Source organism: Paraburkholderia sp. PGU19 (assembly GCF_013426915.1).
Classification (GTDB): domain Bacteria; phylum Pseudomonadota; class Gammaproteobacteria; order Burkholderiales; family Burkholderiaceae; genus Paraburkholderia.
Map to the genome: position 1 here is coordinate 2,083,100 of NZ_AP023179.1, position 17,623 is coordinate 2,100,722.

Below are 17,623 nucleotides of genomic sequence, written 5' to 3' on the forward strand. Positions count from 1 at the left end.
ACGACTCAGACGACAGCCTCCGCCGCTTCCTCCTCATCGCGCTGCTCGAACACTTCTCGCGCCGCGAACAGCGCATTCAACGCAGCCGGAAATCCCGCATACACGGCCATCTGCATGAACACCTCGACGATCTCGTCGCGCGTGCAACCCACGTTCAACGCCGCCTCGATATGCACCTTGAGTTGCGGCTGCGCGTTGCCAAGAGCGGCCAGCGCGGCGATCGTCGCGATTTCCCGCGCCCGCAGGTCGAGCTGCGGACGGCTATACACATCGCCGAACGGAAACTCGATCAACAGCCGCGCGAAATCCGGCGCAATCGGCGCGAGCGATGCGATCACCTTCTCCCCTGCCGTTCCATCGATTTCCTTCAGCTTGTCCCAGCCGCGTGCATAGCGATCGTCGTGTCCGTGATTCATGGCGAGTCCTTTACATATGAGTTGTCGATGTGTCCTGTCGATGCTTCACGTTCGGCCGTCTCGTAAAACACGATCTTGTCGCTGATCGCTTCGAGGCTGGTCTGCAACTCGGCGATGCGCGCGAGCACGGCGTCGCGATGTTCGATCAGCATCGCGCGCCGCGCGCCGTATGTTGAGTCGCCTTCGGCACGCAACGCGGCGAAAGCCTGCATGCCCGCAATCGGCATCCCGTCGCTTTCAGACGCATCACGAATTGCAGCCAGTCGAGATCGGCGGGCGCATACAGGCGATGCCCCGCGTCCGTGCGGCCAATGGACCGCAACAATCCCGCCTGCTCGTAGTAGCGCAGCGTATGCGTGGAGACGCCGCTCGTCGCGGCGACCTGACCGATGGTGAGAGCTTTCGACATGACGGAACTCAGGTTAGGACTTCGAGTGAACTCTAAGTCAAGTGCTATCTGACAATGCGTGACAATGCGCGGATTTCAGCGTGATCCTACCTGTGAAGCAGGTTGGGAACGTCATAAGCGTCAGTTAGAATCGGCTGCGAATCGAAAGAAAATGAAGAAAGAAAAATGAAACCGGGAGCGCAGCCAATGCCAAGCGGCACCATCAAACGTCAAGCGATATGGGCAGCCGCAGCGGCTGCGATGCTCGGTCTTCTCTTTAGCGTCGCATGGCGCGCCGATGCAGCGCGCATCACGCAGGTCACGCCACAAGGCAAGGTTGCACAGGTCCGCCAGGTGGTCGTCAAATTCGACGAATCGATGGTCGCGTTCGGTGCGCCTGATCTGCCCGCGCCCGCGCGCATCAAGTGCAACGACGCGTCGGCGAGCGCCGGCCAGCCGCGCTGGATCGACGACAAAACCTGGGCATGGGATTTCACCGCCGATCTGCCGCCCGGTGTCGCCTGCTCGGTCGATCTGAACGACGGGCTGAAATCGTCGGCGGGTCAGGCGTTGACGGGGCCACGTCACTACGCGTTCGCAACGGGCGGCCCGTTCGTGCAGAACGTGCAGCCCTACGGCGGCGAAATCGAGGAAGACCAGGCGTTCGTCGTGCGACTCAACGGTCCGGCGACGGATGCGTCGGTGCAACAGCACGTCTGGTGCGAATCGAGCGGCTTGGGCAACCGTATTCCTGTGAAAAACGTCGATGCCGCGACGCGCACCGAACTGCTGAAGCGCTTCCGTCTGCAAAAGGAAGCGGCGCGCGTGCTGACGCTGCAATGCCAGCAAACGCTGCCGTCCGGCGCGAAGGCGCAACTCGTCTACGGCAAGGGTGTAGCGAGTCCGAGCGGCATTGCGAACGACGTCGAGCGCCGCTTCGACTTCAATGTGCGCGAGCCGTTCGCCGCGAGCTTCAGCTGCGAGCGCGAGAACGCGAAGGCGCCCTGCACGCCGTTGCGGCCGTTGCGCGTCCAGTTCAACGCGCCCATCCTGCGCACCGAGGCGGAAAAAATCCGCATCAAGGGCCGAACGGCGAGATCAAACCGACCTTCTCCCCTGACGACAAAGACCCGCAAACCAGCACCGTCGAATTCGCCGCGCCGCTGCCCGAACGCACCGACCTGACCATCGAGCTGCCTTCGAATCTCAAGGACGTTAGCGGCCGCGCGCTGACGAATGCAGACCTCTTTCCGCTGAAAACCGCGACGGCACCGATGCCGCCGCTCGCGAAGTTTTCGTCGGGCACGTTCGGCATCATCGAGCGTTTCGCGGAACCGGACATGCCTGCGCTCGTGCCCGTTACGCTGCGCAACGTCGAGGCCGATCTGCATATCGCGGGCCTCAACGCGGGTAACGCGCAGTTCACGGAACTGCGCGTCGACGCCGACAGCGATATCCGCCATTGGATGCGCAACGTCGACCGTTTCGACGGTTTCATGATGGACCGCCAGTCGATCAACCAGCAGATGCCGCAACTGCTCGCGCACAATCCGCATCCCGTGATCGTGCCGCGCAAGGCCGACGACTCGGACCCCAAGGAAGACCGCAAGAATCCGCTGATCGACGTACGCTCGCTGTCGCTGCTTGCGGGACAGTCGAATGTCGAAACGCTCGCGCTGCCCAAGGCCGATCCGAAAGCGCTGCGGCCTTTCGAAGTGGTCGGCGTTCCTGTGACGAAGCCCGGCTTCTATGTGATCGAACTGGCGTCGCCCGCGCTCGGCGCGTCGCTGCTCGGCAAGCAAGCGCCCATGTACGTGCGCACGGCCGTGCTCGTCACGAACCTCGGCGTGCACTTCAAGCAAGGCCGCGAGAATAGCGTCGTGTGGGTGACGACGCTCGACAAGGGGCAGCCCGTGCCGAACACGGATGTCCACGTGAGTGATTGCAACGGCGACGAACTCGCGTCGGGAAAGACCGACGCGCACGGCGTGTTGACCATCAACCAGTCGCTGACGTCCCGCAACGAGTGCAAGGAAGATAGCTTCGAAGGCTTCTTCGTGTCGGCACGCATCGACGATCCGAAGACGGGCCACGACATGGCGTTCGTGCGCTCGGACTGGAATCGCGGCATCGAAGCGTGGCGCTTCAACGTGCCGACGGATACCAGCATCGAGCAGACAGTGCGCGCGCATACCGTGTTCGACCGTACGCTGCTGCGCGCGGGCGAAACGGTGTCGATGAAGCACATGATCCGCGTCGAGACGATGCACGGCCTCGCGTTCCCGAAAACCTACCCGACGCGCCTGACGATCCGCCATCTCGGCAGTGGACAGACGTGGCATATGCCGCTGAAATGGACCGCCGATCACACGGCGGATTCGACCTTCGCGATTCCCGCTGCGGCGAAGCTCGGCGAATACAGCGTGTCGCTCGATGATGGCGACGCGAGCGCAGCGTCGAACGACGACAGCGACGACGACAGCAGCGCAGACTCGGCCCGCCATAGCTATTCATCCGGCAACTTCCGCGTCGAAGAGTTTCGCCTTCCGGTATTCAAAGGCACGATAGCCGTACGCGACGAAAAAAATCACCCGCTCGTCGCCGCGAGCGAAGCGCCCGTCACGCTGCAGATCGACTATATGTCGGGCGGCGGCGCGTCGGGTCTGCCCGTGCAGGTGTCGGCGCTGATGAAGAGCACCACGCCCGCTTTTGCAAGCACGTATCCGGAGTTCAGCTTTGCGCCGTACAAAAAGCGCAACGACGCCAACACGTCGTCTTCCGATGACGAAGAAAGCGAACAGGCCGCCGAGGACGATACATCGAAGCTGATCGCCGACAAGGAACCCGTCACGCTCGACCGCAACGGTTCCGGCAGCCTGAGCCTGAAGAACCTGCCGCAAGTCGACGCGCCGAAGCGTCTCGCGCTCGAAGCCACGTTCGCCGATCCGAACGGCGAAGTGCAGACCATCAGCGGCAACGCGACGCTGTGGCCCGCCGCCGTCGTCGCGGGCGTGAAGTCGGGGCAATGGGTGTCGGTCGGCAGCACGGTGCCCGTGAAGGCGCTCGCCGTCGATCTGCAAGGCAAGCCGCGCGCGGGCGTACCGCTCGAAGTGCACGGCATCGCGCGCATCACGATCACGTCGAGAAAGCGCATGGTCGGCGGCTTCTATGCGTACGACAACCACACGGAAACCAAGGACCTCGGCACGCTGTGCAGCGGCAAGAGCGACGACCACGGCCTGATGACCTGCGACGCGAAGCTCAAGGAAGCGGGCAACGTCGATCTCGTCGTCACCGCGAAGGACGGCGAAGGCCATGCATCGACGGCCGCGACGTCCGTGTGGGTCACACGCGAGGAAGACCTGTGGTTCGGCGGCGAAAACACTGACCGAATCGACGTGTTGCCCGAAAAGAGCGCCTACGAACCGGGCGAAACGGCACGCTTCCAGGTACGCATGCCTTTCCGCTTCGCGACGGCGCTCGTGGCTGTCGAGCGCGAAGGCATCGTCGAAACGCATGTCGTAAAACTGGACGGCAAGGACCCGACCGTCGAACTGAAAGTCAGCGAAGCATGGGGGCCGAACGTGTATGTGTCGGTGCTCGCGCTGCGCGGACGCATCCGCGAAGTGCCGTGGTACTCGTTCTTCACGTGGGGCTGGAAGGCGCCGCTCGAATGGGCGCGCGCGTTCTGGTACGAAGGCCGCTACTACGAAGCGCCGACGCCGCTCGTCGATCTGTCGAAGCCGGCGTTCCGCTACGGTCTCGCCGAGATCAAGGTCGGCACGGCCGCGCATAAGCTCGCCGTGACAGTCACGCCGGACGCGAAGTCGTACACGGTGCGCGGCAAGGCGCATGTGAAGCTGCGCGTGCAGATGTCGGGCGGCAAGCCCGCGCCCGCCGGCACGCAGATCGCCGTCGCCGCCGTGGACGAAGCGCTGCTCGAACTGATGCCGAACAACAGCTGGGACGTGCTCGACGCGATGCTGCAACGGCGCGCGTACGGCGTCGAAACGTCGACTGCGCAGATGGAGATCGTCGGACGCCGGCACTTCGGCCGCAAGGCCGTGCCCGCGGGCGGCGGCGGTGGACACAGCTCGACGCGCGAACTGTTCGACACGCTGCTGCTGTGGAATCCGCGCGTGACGCTCGACACGAACGGCGAAACGTCTGTCGATGTGCCGCTCAACGACGCATTGACGAGCTTCCGTATCGTCGCGATCGCCGCAGTTGGCGACGGCACGTTCGGCACGGGCAGCACGTCGATCCGCAGCACGCAGGACCTGCAACTGATCTCCGGCTTGCCGCCGCTGGTGCGCGAAGGCGACCAGTACCGCGCGCAGTTCACGCTGCGCAACACGACCACGCGGGCGATGAAAGTGGTCGTCACGCCAAACGTGCCAGGACTGTCGTTGCAAACGCAAACCGTCGATCTCGCCGCCGATTCGGCGCGCGAAGTCGCCTGGACGGTCACGCCGCCCGACGGTCTTTCCGAGGCGAACCCGGCAGCGTTGACCTGGAACATCAGCGCAGCGGAACAAGGCGCATCGCACGCGACGGACGCGCTCAAGGTCACGCAGCGCGTGACGGCCGCCATTCCGATCACCGTGCAGCAGGCGACGCTCACGCAATTCGACGGCACGTTCTCGCTGCCCGTCGCCGCGCCGCCGAACGCCACGACCACGCAAGCGGGCACGCTGCGTGGCGGCATCGCGGTATCGCTGCAATCGAAGCTGTCGGACGGCATGCCGGGCGTGCGCCGCTGGTTCGAGCGTTACCCATATAGCTGCCTCGAACAGCAGACATCGGTTGCACTCGGCTTGCGTGACGCGACGCGCTGGCAAGGCGTGCTCGCGCGCATGCCCGTCTATCTCGACAAGGACGGTCTCGCGAACTACTTCCCGCCCGGCGACGACAGCGGCAACACAGGCAGCACCACGCTCACCGCGTATCTGCTGTCCGTCACCGACGAAGCCGCGAAGCTCGACCCGCGCTTCGCATTGCCCGACGATCTGCGCGCGAAGCTCGAAGGCGGCCTGGTGAACTTCGTCGAAGGCCGGCTCGAACGCAACGTCTGGGCACCGCGCAAGGACCTCGATCTGCGCAAGCTCGCCGCGCTCGAAGCGCTGTCGCGTCACGGCGCCGCACGCGCGAGCATGCTCGGTTCGATCGAAATTGCGCCGAACCAGTGGCCAACGTCGGCCGTGCTTGATTACTACGCGGTGCTGTCGCGCGTGAAGGACATTCCACAGCGCGACGAAAAGCTCGCGCAGGCCGAGCAGATCATCCGCGCGCGGCTCACGTATCAGGGCACGCGTCTCAACTTCTCGACGGCCGACAACGACGATCTGTGGTGGCTGATGTCGGGCACGGAAACCAACGCGGCGCGCACGGCGCTCACGTTCGTCGATATGCCCGGCTGGAAGGACGAGATGCCGCGCCTCGTCGCGGGACTGCTCGCGTTGCAGAAGAACGGCGCATGGCAGACGACGACGGCTAACCTGTGGGGATCGATTGCCGTGCAGCGCTTCTCGCAGGCGTTCGAGAGCGTGCCTGTGACGGGGCAAACGAAACTGCAACTCGGCTCGACGGACAAGACGATTTCGTGGAGCCAGCCCGCTGCCGCCGCCGCGAACTATGCGTCCGCAACGGCCATCACGAAGACGGCCGACACGCGCAGCCAGCTGCTGCCGTGGCCGCCCGAAACGCGCAGCGCGCCCGTGTCGCTGACACTGACGCACGACGGCACGGGCAAACCGTGGGCGACCATCGAAAGCCTCGCCGCTGTCGCGCTGAAAGCGCCGTTCGCGGCCGGCTACCGGATCACGAAGACGGTCACGCCGATCGATCCCGCTGTGAAGGGCGTGAACACGCGCGGCGATATCGTGCGCGTGCATCTGGATATCGACGCGCAAACGGACATGACCTGGGTCGTCGTCAACGATCCCGTTCCCGCCGGCGCGACGATACTCGGCTCGGGCCTCGGCCGCGATTCCGAAGTCGCGACACAGGGCGAGAAGTCGAAGGGCGAGGCGTGGCCGGCGTTCGTCGAGCGCGGTTTCGACGGCTATCGCGCGTACTACGATTACGTGCCGAAGGGCAAGTTCTCGGTTGAGTACACGGTACGGCTGAACAACGTCGGCACGTTCGGCCTGCCGCCGACGCGCGTCGAAGCGCTCTACGCGCCGTCGACATTCGGTGTGCTGCCGAATGCCGCCGTCGTCGTGAAGCCGGCGGCGGCAGCGAAGTAAGGAGAACGCGTGATGTCCAAAAGCTCGAACCCGATGGCCCGCCAGATGCCGCGCTGGTCCATCGCGTTCGCGCGTATCGCGCTATGCGTTCTGCTGCTCGCCGAACCGCTCGCCGCGCACGCACTGCCTAAGTTCGACGACGTACGCACGCAATGGCGCAGCTCCGACTGGCTGCTGCTCTCACGCGACGGCGTGCCGCTGCAACGCACGCGCATCGACAAAACCGAGCGGCGCGGCGACTGGGTCGCGCTTGCGGACGTCTCGCCAGCGCTCCGCGAAGCGATCGTCGTATCGGAAGACAAGCGCTTTTACGAACACCGCGGCGTCGACTGGCGCGGCGCGGCGGCCGCCGCGTGGGCGAACCTGTGGAACACGCGCACGCGCGGCGCATCGACGGTCACGATGCAGTTGACGGGTCTGCTCAACGACGACCGGGAGCGTTCGGGGCAACGCTCGATCACGCAGAAAGCGAATCAGGCCGTCAGCGCGCTGTGGCTCGAACATACGTGGCGCAAGGACCAGATTCTCGAAGCCTATCTGAACCTCGTGCCGTTTCGCGGCGAGACGATTGGCCTGTCCGCGCTGTCGATCACGCTGTTCGGCAAGGCGCCCTCCGGTCTCGACGAGCGCGAAGCCGCCGTCGCCGCTGCGCTGATCCGCGCGCCGAACGCCTCATACGCGAAGGTCAGCGAACGCGCGTGCCGTATCCTGCGCGACATGAACGCGCCCGAGCGCTGCGCGAATCTCGCGGCGTTCGTGCAGCTTGCGTTCGCGCGCCCTGCTCCCGCCTTGCTGTCCGTCTCGCCCGATGCGCCGACGCTCGCGCCGCATTTCGCGCGGCGCATCGCGAGCGAAACGCATCCCGCTGCGGGCGCGCGCGTGACGAGCACCCTCGACGCAAAACTCCAGCGCTTCGCAAGCGATACGCTCACGCGCACGCTGATCGAACTCAACGCGCCCGCGCATCCGCGCAACGTGCACGACGGTGCCGTCGTCGTGCTCGATAACGCGACGGGCGACGTGCTTGCGTGGGTCGGCTCGTCGGGCGGACTGTCGGGCGCGCGCGACGTCGATGCCGTGCTCGCGCGCCGCCAGGCGGGCTCGACGCTCAAGCCGTTCCTCTACGCGCAGGCCATCGACGAACGGCGGCTCACCACGGCCTCGCTGCTCGACGACGCGCCGCTCGATCTCGCGGCGGGCGGCGGCCTCTATATACCTCAAAACTACGACAAGGACTTCAAGGGCTGGGTCAGCGTGCGCACGGCGCTCGGCTCGTCGCTGAACGTGCCTGCCGTGCGCACGCTCGTGATGGTCACGCCGCATCGCTTCGCGAAGACGCTCACTGCGCTCGGCTTGCCGCTTGAACAAAGCGGCGACTACTACGGCTATTCGCTCGCGCTCGGCAGCGCAGATGTGACGCTGCTGTCGCTGACCAATGCGTATCGCGCGCTCGCCAACAGCGGCGTCGCCACGCCCGTCTTCGATCTGCCGCGCCGTACGCCGTCCGCTACGCCTCCACAGCAACGCGTCTTCAGCGGCGACGCAAGCTACATCATCACGACGGTGCTGTCCGACAACAACGCGCGCACGCGCACCTTCGGCTTCGACAGCCCGCTCGCGACGCGCTTTTTCTCGGCGGTAAAGACGGGCACCAGCAAGGACATGCGCGACAACTGGACGGTCGGGTATACGTCGCGCTACACGGTCGGCGTGTGGGTCGGCAACGCGGACGGCCAGCCGATGTGGGACGTGTCCGGCGTGACGGGCGCCGCGCCGATCTGGGCCGCCATCGTCGGCTATCTGCACCGGCAGGTGCCGAGCGTCGCGCCGCGTGCACCGGCAGGTGTCGTGCAGGCGCGCGTGAAATTCGACGGCAATATCGAGCCCGCGCGCAACGAATGGTTCGTCGACGGCACGCAAACGCAGACCGTCGGACTGGCCTCGAACGCCATTTCAACGGACAACGTGAACGCCATAGCGCGCGCGGCGCAGGCATCGGGCAAAGCGGCCGTATCGTCTTCGGATGCCGCGCCGCGCATCGGCTCGCCGACGGACGGCACGCTGTTCGCGCTCGATCCCGACATTCCCGCCACGCGCCAGCGCATCGTGTTCGAACGCGCGAGCGGCTCGTCCGGACGCGCCAGCTGGCGGCTCGACGGCAGGCCGCTCGGCCGCGAAGCACGCGTGCTGTGGCTGCCGTGGCCGGGCCGCCACGTGCTCGAACTCGTCAATGCGGATGGATCGAGCGCCGATTCAGTGCGCTTCGAAGTGCGCGGCGCGACCGCGCACCCGGCCGTGCCGCCGCGCGTCGGCAAGCCGGGTACGGCACGCGCCCACGCGGCGTCACAGCCGAATCCCACTCCTCTGACATCCACACTGCAAGACAGCACAACGAACGGGCAAAAACTTTAAATTTGGTGAGCTTGCATTGCCTTGTCATGATCCGAACGGTATAAATCGGCCGATTCGCGCCTCGTCTCGCGCCGTTCGGTGAAAGAGGACAGTAAATTGTCCTATGCTTGAACGCAGTGCTTGCTCAAATGAAAGCGTCGTCCGTTCCCGGCTACCTGTTTGCCCTCAATGGAGTGATTGCCATGTTGAAAAAGCTGTTGATGTTATTCGTCGCGCTCGTCCTGTCGCTGTCGGCGGGATTCGCGGCCGCTGTCGAAGTCAATTCCGCTGACCAGGCCGCGCTCGAATCGGTCAAGGGCATCGGCCCCGTCCACGCCAAGGCGATCATCGACGAACGCACGAAAAACGGCCCGTTCAAGGATGCCGACGATCTCGCCAACCGGGTCAAGGGCATCGGGCAGAAGTCGGTGAAGAATCTCGAAGCGGCGGGCCTGACGATCAACGGCTCGTCCGCGCCGCCGACAGGCGCACCCGCCAAGGCACCGGCGGGCACGATGTCGAAATCCACACCGGCGCCCGCCGCGACCACGGCGCAAACCCCGGCACCTGCCGCGCCCGCCGACGCCGCATCGGGCGGCAAGGCGTCGAAGTCGAAGAAGAAGAGCAAGGCTGACGCCGCTGCGGCATCGGCGCCCGCTGCTACGGCGGCTTCCGCGCCGGCTACTGCATCGGATACGACCGCTTCGAAGTCGAAGAAATCGAAGAAGAGCAAGGCTGCGTCCGCTGCGTCGGGCGTATAAGGACGCGCAATCCATCAGCGTCCCGTGGCCGCACTGCCTCACGCCTGAATCAACAGCCATTGCTGTCACTACTGGTGCCGCGCTCCGCGCGGCGTTTCGTTCCCCGCCGGCGCACGCTTCACACGCGTCGCACCGGCTTCTCAAGAGAGATTGTCATGAGCCTACTCGACTCCCTCGGTTCCATGCTCGGCGGCGGCGAGTCGCCGCAAGGCGGCGGCCAGGCGGCGCTGGTTTCCGCCGCGCTCGAATTCGTCAACAACCAGCCGGGCGGGCTGAACGGCCTGATCCAGCGCTTCCAGCAAAACGGCGCGGGCGACATCATCAACTCGTGGGTCGGCACAGGCGAAAACCAGCCGATTGCCGCCGACACGCTGCATAACGTGCTCGGCTCCGAAACCGTGACCAATATCGCGGCGAAGGCCGGCGTCGAACCGTCGATGGTGACGGGCCTGCTGTCGCAAGTCTTGCCGCACGTGATCAACGCGGCGACACCGAACGGCGAAGTGCCCGCCGACGGCAAGGTCGATGCAGGCGGCGTGTCCGGCGCATTGGGCGCACTCGGTCAGCTCGCGGGGCTGTTCGGCAACAAGAACGCCTGAGCGCCGTCGTTCGCTACGCGCGGCCTCGTCGAAGCGCCGCGCATGAAAAAAGGGCAACGAATCGCTTCGTTGCCCTTTTTGCTTTTCATCCGGAACGGATGCGTCGAGCTTCGACGCTCCGTTCCAGTGACGCCTTAGTGCACCACCCGGTCGAACACGAGCTTGCCGTTGTCCACCTCGACGGGGATCACGTCCTTCGGACCGAACTTGCCGGCCAGAATCAGCTTCGCGACCGGGTTCTCGATCTCCTGCTGGATCGCGCGCTTCAACGGCCGCGCGCCGAACAGCGGGTCGTAACCGACCTTGCCGATCAACTCCAGCGCCGCATCCGACACGACCAGCTGCATGTCGAGCTTCGCAAGCCGCTCGTGCACGCGTTCCAGCTGGATCTTCGCGATCGACTGGATGTTCGAGCGGTCGAGCGCATGGAACACGACGACGTCGTCGATCCGGTTCAGGAATTCTGGCCGGAAATGCAACTTCACTTCTTCCCAGACGGCATCCTTCACGGCGTCCTCCGGCTGGCCGATCATCGACTGGATCACCTGCGAACCGAGGTTCGAGGTCATCACGATCACCGTGTTCTTGAAGTCCACGGTGCGGCCCTGGCCATCCGTCATGCGGCCGTCGTCGAGCACCTGCAGCAGCACGTTGAAGACGTCCGGGTGCGCCTTCTCGATCTCGTCGAGCAGGATCACGCTGTACGGCTTGCGGCGCACGGCTTCCGTCAGATAACCGCCCTCTTCGTAACCGACGTATCCGGGCGGCGCGCCGATCAGACGCGCGACGCTGTGCTTCTCCATGAACTCGCTCATGTCGATGCGGATGAGGTGATCTTCCGCGTCGAACAGGAACGCCGCGAGCGCCTTGCACAGTTCCGTCTTGCCGACACCCGTCGGCCCCAGGAACAGGAACGAGCCATACGGACGGTTCGGGTCCGACAGACCAGCGCGCGAACGGCGAATCGCATCGGCGACGGCGCTGATCGCTTCATCCTGGCCGACCACACGCTGATGCAGCTTCTCCTCGATCTGCAACAGCTTCTCGCGCTCGCCCTGCATCATCCGCGACACGGGGATGCCCGTGGCGCGCGACACGACTTCCGCGATTTCCTCGGCGCCGACCTGCGTGCGCAGCAGGCGCGGACGGGTCGGATTGTTCTGCTCTTCCGCTTCCGCCTTCGTGACCGTCTTCAGTTGCGCTTCGAGTTGCGGCAGCTTGCCGTACTGAAGCTCGGCAACCTTCTCCAGCTTGCCTTCGCGTTGCAGACGCGTGATTTCGGCGCGCGTCTTCTCGATCTCTTCCTTCAGTTGCGCGCTGCCCTGCACGGCCGCTTTTTCCGCCGTCCAGATTTCTTCGAGGTCCGAATATTCGCGGTCGAGCCGCTCGATTTCTTCCTCGATCAGTTGCAGGCGCTTCTGCGACGCTTCGTCCTTCTCCTTCTTGACGGCCTCGCGCTCGATCTTCAACTGGATGCGACGACGATCGAGCCGGTCCATCTCTTCCGGCTTCGAGTCGATTTCCATCTTGATCTTCGATGCGGCTTCGTCGATCAGGTCGATCGCCTTGTCCGGCAGGAAACGGTCGGTGATGTAGCGATGCGACAGTTCCGCCGCCGCGACGATCGCCGGGTCGGTGATATCGACGCCGTGGTGCAGCTCATAGCGCTCCTGCAAGCCGCGCAGGATCGCGATGGTCGCCTCGACGCTTGGCTCGTCGACGAGCACCTTCTGGAAGCGGCGCTCCAGCGCGGCATCCTTTTCGATGTACTTGCGATATTCGTCGAGCGTGGTCGCGCCGACGCAATGCAGTTCGCCGCGCGACAGCGCCGGCTTGAGCATGTTGCCTGCGTCCATCGCACCTTCGGCCTTGCCCGCGCCGACCATCGTATGAATTTCGTCGATGAAGACGATGGTCTGGCCTTCGTCTTTCGCGATGTCGTTGAGCACGGCCTTCAGCCGCTCTTCGAACTCGCCGCGATACTTCGCGCCCGCCAGCAGCGCCGCCATGTCGAGCGACAGCACGCGCTTGCCCTTGAGCGTCTCGGGCACTTCGCCGTTGACGATGCGCTGCGCGAGGCCTTCGACGATCGCCGTCTTGCCGACACCCGGCTCGCCGATCAGCACCGGGTTGTTCTTGGTGCGGCGCTGCAGAATCTGGATCGAGCGGCGGATTTCGTCGTCGCGGCCAATCACCGGGTCGAGCTTGCCCGCGCGGGCGCGCTCGGTCAGGTCGATCGTGTATTTCTTAAGCGCTTCGCGCTGGCTTTCGGCGTCCTGGCTGTGCACCTGCGCGCCGCCGCGCACGGCCACGATGGCCGCTTCGAGCGACTTGCGCGACAGGCCGTGTTCGCGCGCGAGACGGCCCGCTTCGCCTTTGTCGTCGGCGATCGCGAGCAGGAACATTTCGCTCGCGATGTAGGTGTCGTTGATCTTCTGCGCTTCCTTGTCGGCCTGGTTCAACAGACCCGTCAGATCGCGGCCGATCTGCACGTTGCCGTCCGTGCCCCGCACTTGCGGCAGGCGCGTGATGGCGTCGGCCAGCGCCGTTTGCAACGCCTGCACGTGAACGCCGGCGCGCGAGAGCAGCGAGCGCGCGGAGCCGTCCTGCTGCGCGACGAGGGCCGCTAGCAGGTGAACCGGCTCGATGTACTGATTGTCATGACCGACGGCAAGGCTTTGCGCATCGGCTAACGCTTCCTGGAATTTAGTGGTGAGTTTGTCGACTCTCATCTTAGGAGACCTCCAATTTCGATTACCACCAAAATGAGGCGTTTTTTGCCAGTTTCAAGCGCTTTTTTTGCATCAGGGGGAGAGAATTTACACGCAAACGGCACGATCGTGCGGGACGCGTGAACGGCGCAAGAAGTCCATCGACACAGCCGAGTGTAGCCCGGCGCAGGATCGGACGAAAGCGAGGTGCGGAGCAGGATGCGCGACCGGCACGGATAGCTGGCGGGCAGCTGGACAGCCGGCGAGCGCAGGCCGGCCCAGGCCTGCGGGCGTACTCAGCGCGACGTGCGCAGGATCGGACGAGCGTTCTGTAACGCCGCCGGACGGCGGCGCGCCCGGCTGCATTCTCCGACCCGGGGCGCTCAGGTGCCCGTCGACACAGCGGGCACGATCGGCACGACGGTCGCCAATGGCTTCAGCCCGAGCAGCGACATCAGCGGCGACGCCGGCTCGGCAATGTCGCGGATCGTATAGCTGTCGAGTTCCCGGAAGAAGGCCGTGCGTGCGGATTCGAAGATGTGCTTGAGCCGGCATTGCGACTGAATGACACATCCGCGATGCACGCCGCTTGTGTCGGCGCCGTTGAAGCAGGCGACCAGCGCGAAGTCGTTCTCGGCCGCCCGTACCACTTCGCCGACGGTCAGCGACGACGAATGTTCGTACAGCCGCAGACCGCCGTTGCGCCCCCGCACGGTCTCGACCCAGCCAAGTTCGGCGAGCCGCTGAACCACCTTCATCAGATGGTTCTTCGATATGCCATAAGCATCCGAGATGTCTTGTATTGTTGCCAGTCCTTCGGAACGAACCGCGAGGTAAAGCAGCACGCGCAGCGAGTAATCGGTATAGTCTGTGAGTCTCATTGAAAGGCAAATCGCGACGGAATCAGCGTGCGGAATGTTCACGCCGGCTCCACTAACGCCGGTACTGCTGCGCAATAACATGCGTACTTAACACATCTTATTGCCACGTTTATCTCGTTATTTCGCGTAACTATAAACGGTAACTTTCCTTTTAAGCGCACTTTTTCTGATTTTAGAGCGCGTCAGCCTAAAACGATTGCGATGACACGTTTGCCACGACTCACTTTTGTTCCAGATATGAAGTCCGATATTTCTTCAGATATTCCCGCTATCGAACGACTCGCCCCGCGTTACGCCGAACCCACCGAGGACAACATCCGCGAGCTGGTCTACGCGTTCTACGACCGCGTGCGCGCCGACGCGCTGCTCGGTCCCGCATTCGAGCAGAAGCTCGCCGGTCGCTGGGACGAGCATCTGCCGAAGATGTGCGTGTTCTGGGGATCGCTGGTGCTGGGCGCGAAGCAGTATCGCGGCAACGTGCAACAGGCGCACATGCCGCTTGCGGGCCTGGAGCCGCGCCACTTCAGCCGCTGGCTGTTTCTGTTCCTGGACACGGTCGAGTCACGTTACGAACCCGCAGCGGCCGTCCGTTTCATGGAGCCCGCGCTGCGTATCGCGCAGAGCCTGCAGCTGAGCAAGTTCGGCTGGGACTACCAAATTCCCGCCGAGCAGCAGGATTTGCTGGACCGCGTCGCGCCGCGCCGCCGCTCGCGCGAAGAGCACGCGGCCGACTATGCGCGGCCGCGTGGCGAGCCATTTCCGGCGAAAATCATCGGTAAATCGCACGACGAGGATTAAGCTGATCGAACGGTCAGGATTAATCGTGGGATTCGAAAATTGGGACTCGAGAATCGTGATTTAACATTTCGACCGGGATTATCGCTTGCTCGTTAATTTTTGAAACGTTCAACGAATAACGCTTAATCCCGTTTCGAATTCGGCGCGAATTCAGCGCGAATTCAGCGACTTCAGTCCCCAGCGCGCGAGTGCCTCGTCATCGGCCACGCGCGCATCGACCCAGCGCTCGCCGCTTTCCGTCTTCTCTTTCTTCCAGAACGGCGCCTGGGTTTTCAGGTAGTCCATGACGAACTCGCACGACGCGAACGCGTTCCCGCGATGCTTCGACGTCGTCGCGACCAGCACGATCTGGTCGAGCGGCAACAACTTGCCGACGCGGTGCACGATCAGCACCTCCGTCCCCGGCCAGCGCTCGCGCGCCGCATCGACGATCGCCTCCAGCGACTTCTCCGTCATGCCCGGATAGTGCTCGAGTTCCATTGTCTGGACGGTTTCGCCTTCGTTGATGTCGCGCACCGTGCCAACGAAGCACGCGACGGCGCCCACCTTCGGATTCTGCGCACGCAGCGCGGCCACTTCCGTCGACAAATCGAAGTCTTCGGTTTGAACTCGGACGGTCATTTCGTTCCTCGCTGGCTGCGTCAGCCGCCCGTGACGGGCGGAAAGAACGCGACTTCGCAGCCGTCGGTGATGCGCGTGCCCGCGTCCGTCATCACGTGATTGCAAGCCATGCGCAGCGCGCGGCCTTCGGCGAGCGTCTCCGCCCACACGTCGCCACGCACGCGCAACCACGCGCGCACCTCGCCGACCGTCGCGATGCCCTCGGGCACGTCCACGGATTCGTGTGACCGGCCGAGCGCTTCACGCACGCTCGCGAAATATTTCAGCTGGATGTTCATCGTCGGTAACAGCCCAATTGCGGCCCCGGGGCCATGCTCAGTTCAGCAACTCGGAAAACGGGATGAAGCGCACGGTCTCGCCGGCGCTGATCGCATGATTCGGCGGATTGTCGATCAGGCCGTCGCCCCAAACCGTCGACGTGAGCACGGCCGAGCTCTGGTTCGGAAACAGATCGAGGCCACCCGCGGCGTTGACGCGCGCGCGCAGGAATTCGTTGCGGCGATCGGCCTTTTGCTGCGTGAAATCGGCGCGCAGCGACAGCGCGCGCGGCGTCACCGTGCGTACGCCGGCGAGGCGCAGCAGGAACGGGCGCACGAACAGCAAAAACGTCGCGAAGGTCGAGACGGGATTTCCCGGCAGGCCGATGAAAAAGGTTTCGTTCGAGCCGGTGTTTTGCCCGTCGGGCGCCACCGTGCGGCGAATCGCGCCGAACGCGAGCGGCTTGCCAGGCTTCATCGCGATCTGCCACATCGACAGACGCCCTTCCGCCTCGACGGCGGGCTTCACGTGATCTTCCTCGCCCACCGACACGCCGCCACAGGTCAGGATCAGATCGTGACCCTGCGCGGCCTCGCGCAGCGTTTTGCGCGTTGCGTCGAGCTTGTCGGGCACGATGCCGTAGTCGGTCACTTCGCAGCCGAGCTTGTGAAGGAGGCCCGTCAGCGTGAAGCGGTTCGAGTTGTAGATTGCGCCGGGCTTGAGCGGCTCGCCGGGCATGGTCAGTTCGTCGCCCGTGAAGAAGACGGCGACTTTCACGCGCCGCACCACGTCCAGATTCGCGCAACCGACGGACGCCGCGAGTCCCAGCGCCTGCGGCGTGAGCCGCGTGCCCGCGGGCAGGATCGTCGCGCCTTTGTGGATGTCGGCGCCCTGTTGCGTGATCCATTCGCCTGTTTTCGGCGTGTGCAGGATCGTGACTTCGTCGCCGGCCGCTTCCGTCTGTTCCTGCATCACGATGGCATCGGCGCCGGGCGGCACCGTCGCGCCTGTGAAAATGCGCGCCGCCGTGCCCTCGGCGAGCGGCTGTGGCGCGTGACCCGCGGGGATGCGCTGCGAGATGGGCAGACGGCGCTCGCCCTGCGATAGCTCCGCGACGCGTACTGCGTAGCCGTCCATTGCGCTGGTGTTCATCGGCGGAACGTCCAGGGGCGAGATGACGTCCGACGCGAGCACGCGGTTGATTGCTTCCAGCGTGGGCAACGTTTCGTTGCCGGCGATTTGTGCGGCGGCGCCAAGTAGGGTCGCTAGCGCGTCGGCTGTCGAGAGCATCGGTGCGCGCGGCGCAGGTGATCCCGGGGAGGTTGATGTGGACATCATCGGATCGGATGAGGACGATTCGGAAAGAATCATTGTAGCGGGAGGGGACAGCGCGTGTAGGTGGCAGTGTTTTATATCTGCGATGCGGGTGGTCTGGTTTTTTTTTGCCTTTCGGTGGGCGGGCGTTGCCGGTCGGGGTTTTTGGCGTCTGCGCTGGCATCCGCGTTTCGTTAGCGTGCTTCAAGCGTCGCCCCTGTGCGGGGCGGCACCTAC

General features: G+C 64.4%; 10 protein-coding genes and 2 pseudogenes. 5 read left to right on the top strand and 7 right to left on the bottom strand.

Going from position 1 to position 17,623, the window contains the following annotated elements:
• Nucleotides 1–5: 5 nt before the first annotated feature.
• Nucleotides 6–416 (bottom strand): carboxymuconolactone decarboxylase family protein, encoded by a 411-nt coding sequence (locus H1204_RS09500; RefSeq protein ID WP_180728103.1) that lies wholly within the window; start codon nucleotides 414–416, stop codon nucleotides 6–8.
• Nucleotides 413–825, bottom strand: a pseudogene (locus H1204_RS09505) (MerR family transcriptional regulator). The gene H1204_RS09500 and the pseudogene H1204_RS09505 overlap by 4 nt, the downstream one beginning before the upstream one ends.
• Nucleotides 826–1,011: 186 nt before the next feature.
• On the opposite strand from H1204_RS09505, the pseudogene H1204_RS09510 reads away from it, so the two are divergent.
• The 4 genes and pseudogenes from H1204_RS09510 to H1204_RS09525 all read left to right on the top strand — a co-directional run bounded on the left by H1204_RS09510 (nucleotide 1,012) and on the right by H1204_RS09525 (nucleotide 10,803).
• Nucleotides 1,012–7,052: pseudogene (locus H1204_RS09510) on the top strand (MG2 domain-containing protein).
• Between the two features lie 33 nt (nucleotides 7,053–7,085).
• Entirely contained in the window at nucleotides 7,086–9,464 is a 2,379-nt protein-coding gene (pbpC, locus tag H1204_RS09515) for a penicillin-binding protein 1C (RefSeq protein WP_180730923.1), read from the top strand.
• Between the two features lie 182 nt (nucleotides 9,465–9,646).
• Nucleotides 9,647–10,204 (top strand): helix-hairpin-helix domain-containing protein, encoded by a 558-nt coding sequence (locus H1204_RS09520; protein WP_180728104.1) that lies wholly within the window; start codon nucleotides 9,647–9,649, stop codon nucleotides 10,202–10,204.
• Between the two features lie 155 nt (nucleotides 10,205–10,359).
• Nucleotides 10,360–10,803: a YidB family protein gene (locus H1204_RS09525; protein ID WP_180728105.1), complete on the top strand. Its 444-nt coding sequence runs from the start codon at nucleotides 10,360–10,362 to the stop codon at nucleotides 10,801–10,803.
• Nucleotides 10,804–10,937: 134 nt separating this feature from the next.
• On the opposite strand, the gene clpB is transcribed toward H1204_RS09525, so the two are convergent.
• A complete protein-coding gene (gene clpB, locus H1204_RS09530; protein ID WP_180728106.1) occupies nucleotides 10,938–13,535 on the bottom strand; it encodes an ATP-dependent chaperone ClpB in 2,598 nt (865 codons plus the stop codon).
• 362 nt (nucleotides 13,536–13,897) lie between these two features.
• Entirely contained in the window at nucleotides 13,898–14,395 is a 498-nt protein-coding gene (locus tag H1204_RS09535; protein ID WP_180728107.1) for an Rrf2 family transcriptional regulator, read from the bottom strand.
• 237 nt (nucleotides 14,396–14,632) lie between these two features.
• Between H1204_RS09535 and H1204_RS09540 the strand changes: the two genes are divergently transcribed.
• Nucleotides 14,633–15,193 (top strand): group III truncated hemoglobin, encoded by a 561-nt coding sequence (locus H1204_RS09540; protein ID WP_180728108.1) that lies wholly within the window; start codon nucleotides 14,633–14,635, stop codon nucleotides 15,191–15,193.
• 150 nt (nucleotides 15,194–15,343) lie between these two features.
• Here H1204_RS09540 and moaE read toward each other — a convergent pair whose 3' ends face one another.
• Genes moaE through glp form a run of 3 tightly spaced genes read right to left on the bottom strand, consistent with a single transcriptional unit; the run spans nucleotide 15,344 to nucleotide 17,362 of the window.
• Entirely contained in the window at nucleotides 15,344–15,814 is a 471-nt protein-coding gene (gene moaE, locus H1204_RS09545; protein ID WP_079485802.1) for a molybdopterin synthase catalytic subunit MoaE, read from the bottom strand.
• 20 nt (nucleotides 15,815–15,834) lie between these two features.
• On the bottom strand, nucleotides 15,835–16,092 hold the full coding sequence (gene moaD / locus H1204_RS09550; RefSeq protein ID WP_180728109.1) for a molybdopterin converting factor subunit 1: 258 nt from the start codon (nucleotides 16,090–16,092) through the stop codon (nucleotides 15,835–15,837).
• Between the two features lie 37 nt (nucleotides 16,093–16,129).
• Complete coding sequence (gene glp / locus H1204_RS09555) at nucleotides 16,130–17,362, bottom strand: gephyrin-like molybdotransferase Glp (protein WP_180728110.1); 1,233 nt, start codon at nucleotides 17,360–17,362, stop codon at nucleotides 16,130–16,132.
• Nucleotides 17,363–17,623 lie beyond the last annotated feature (261 nt).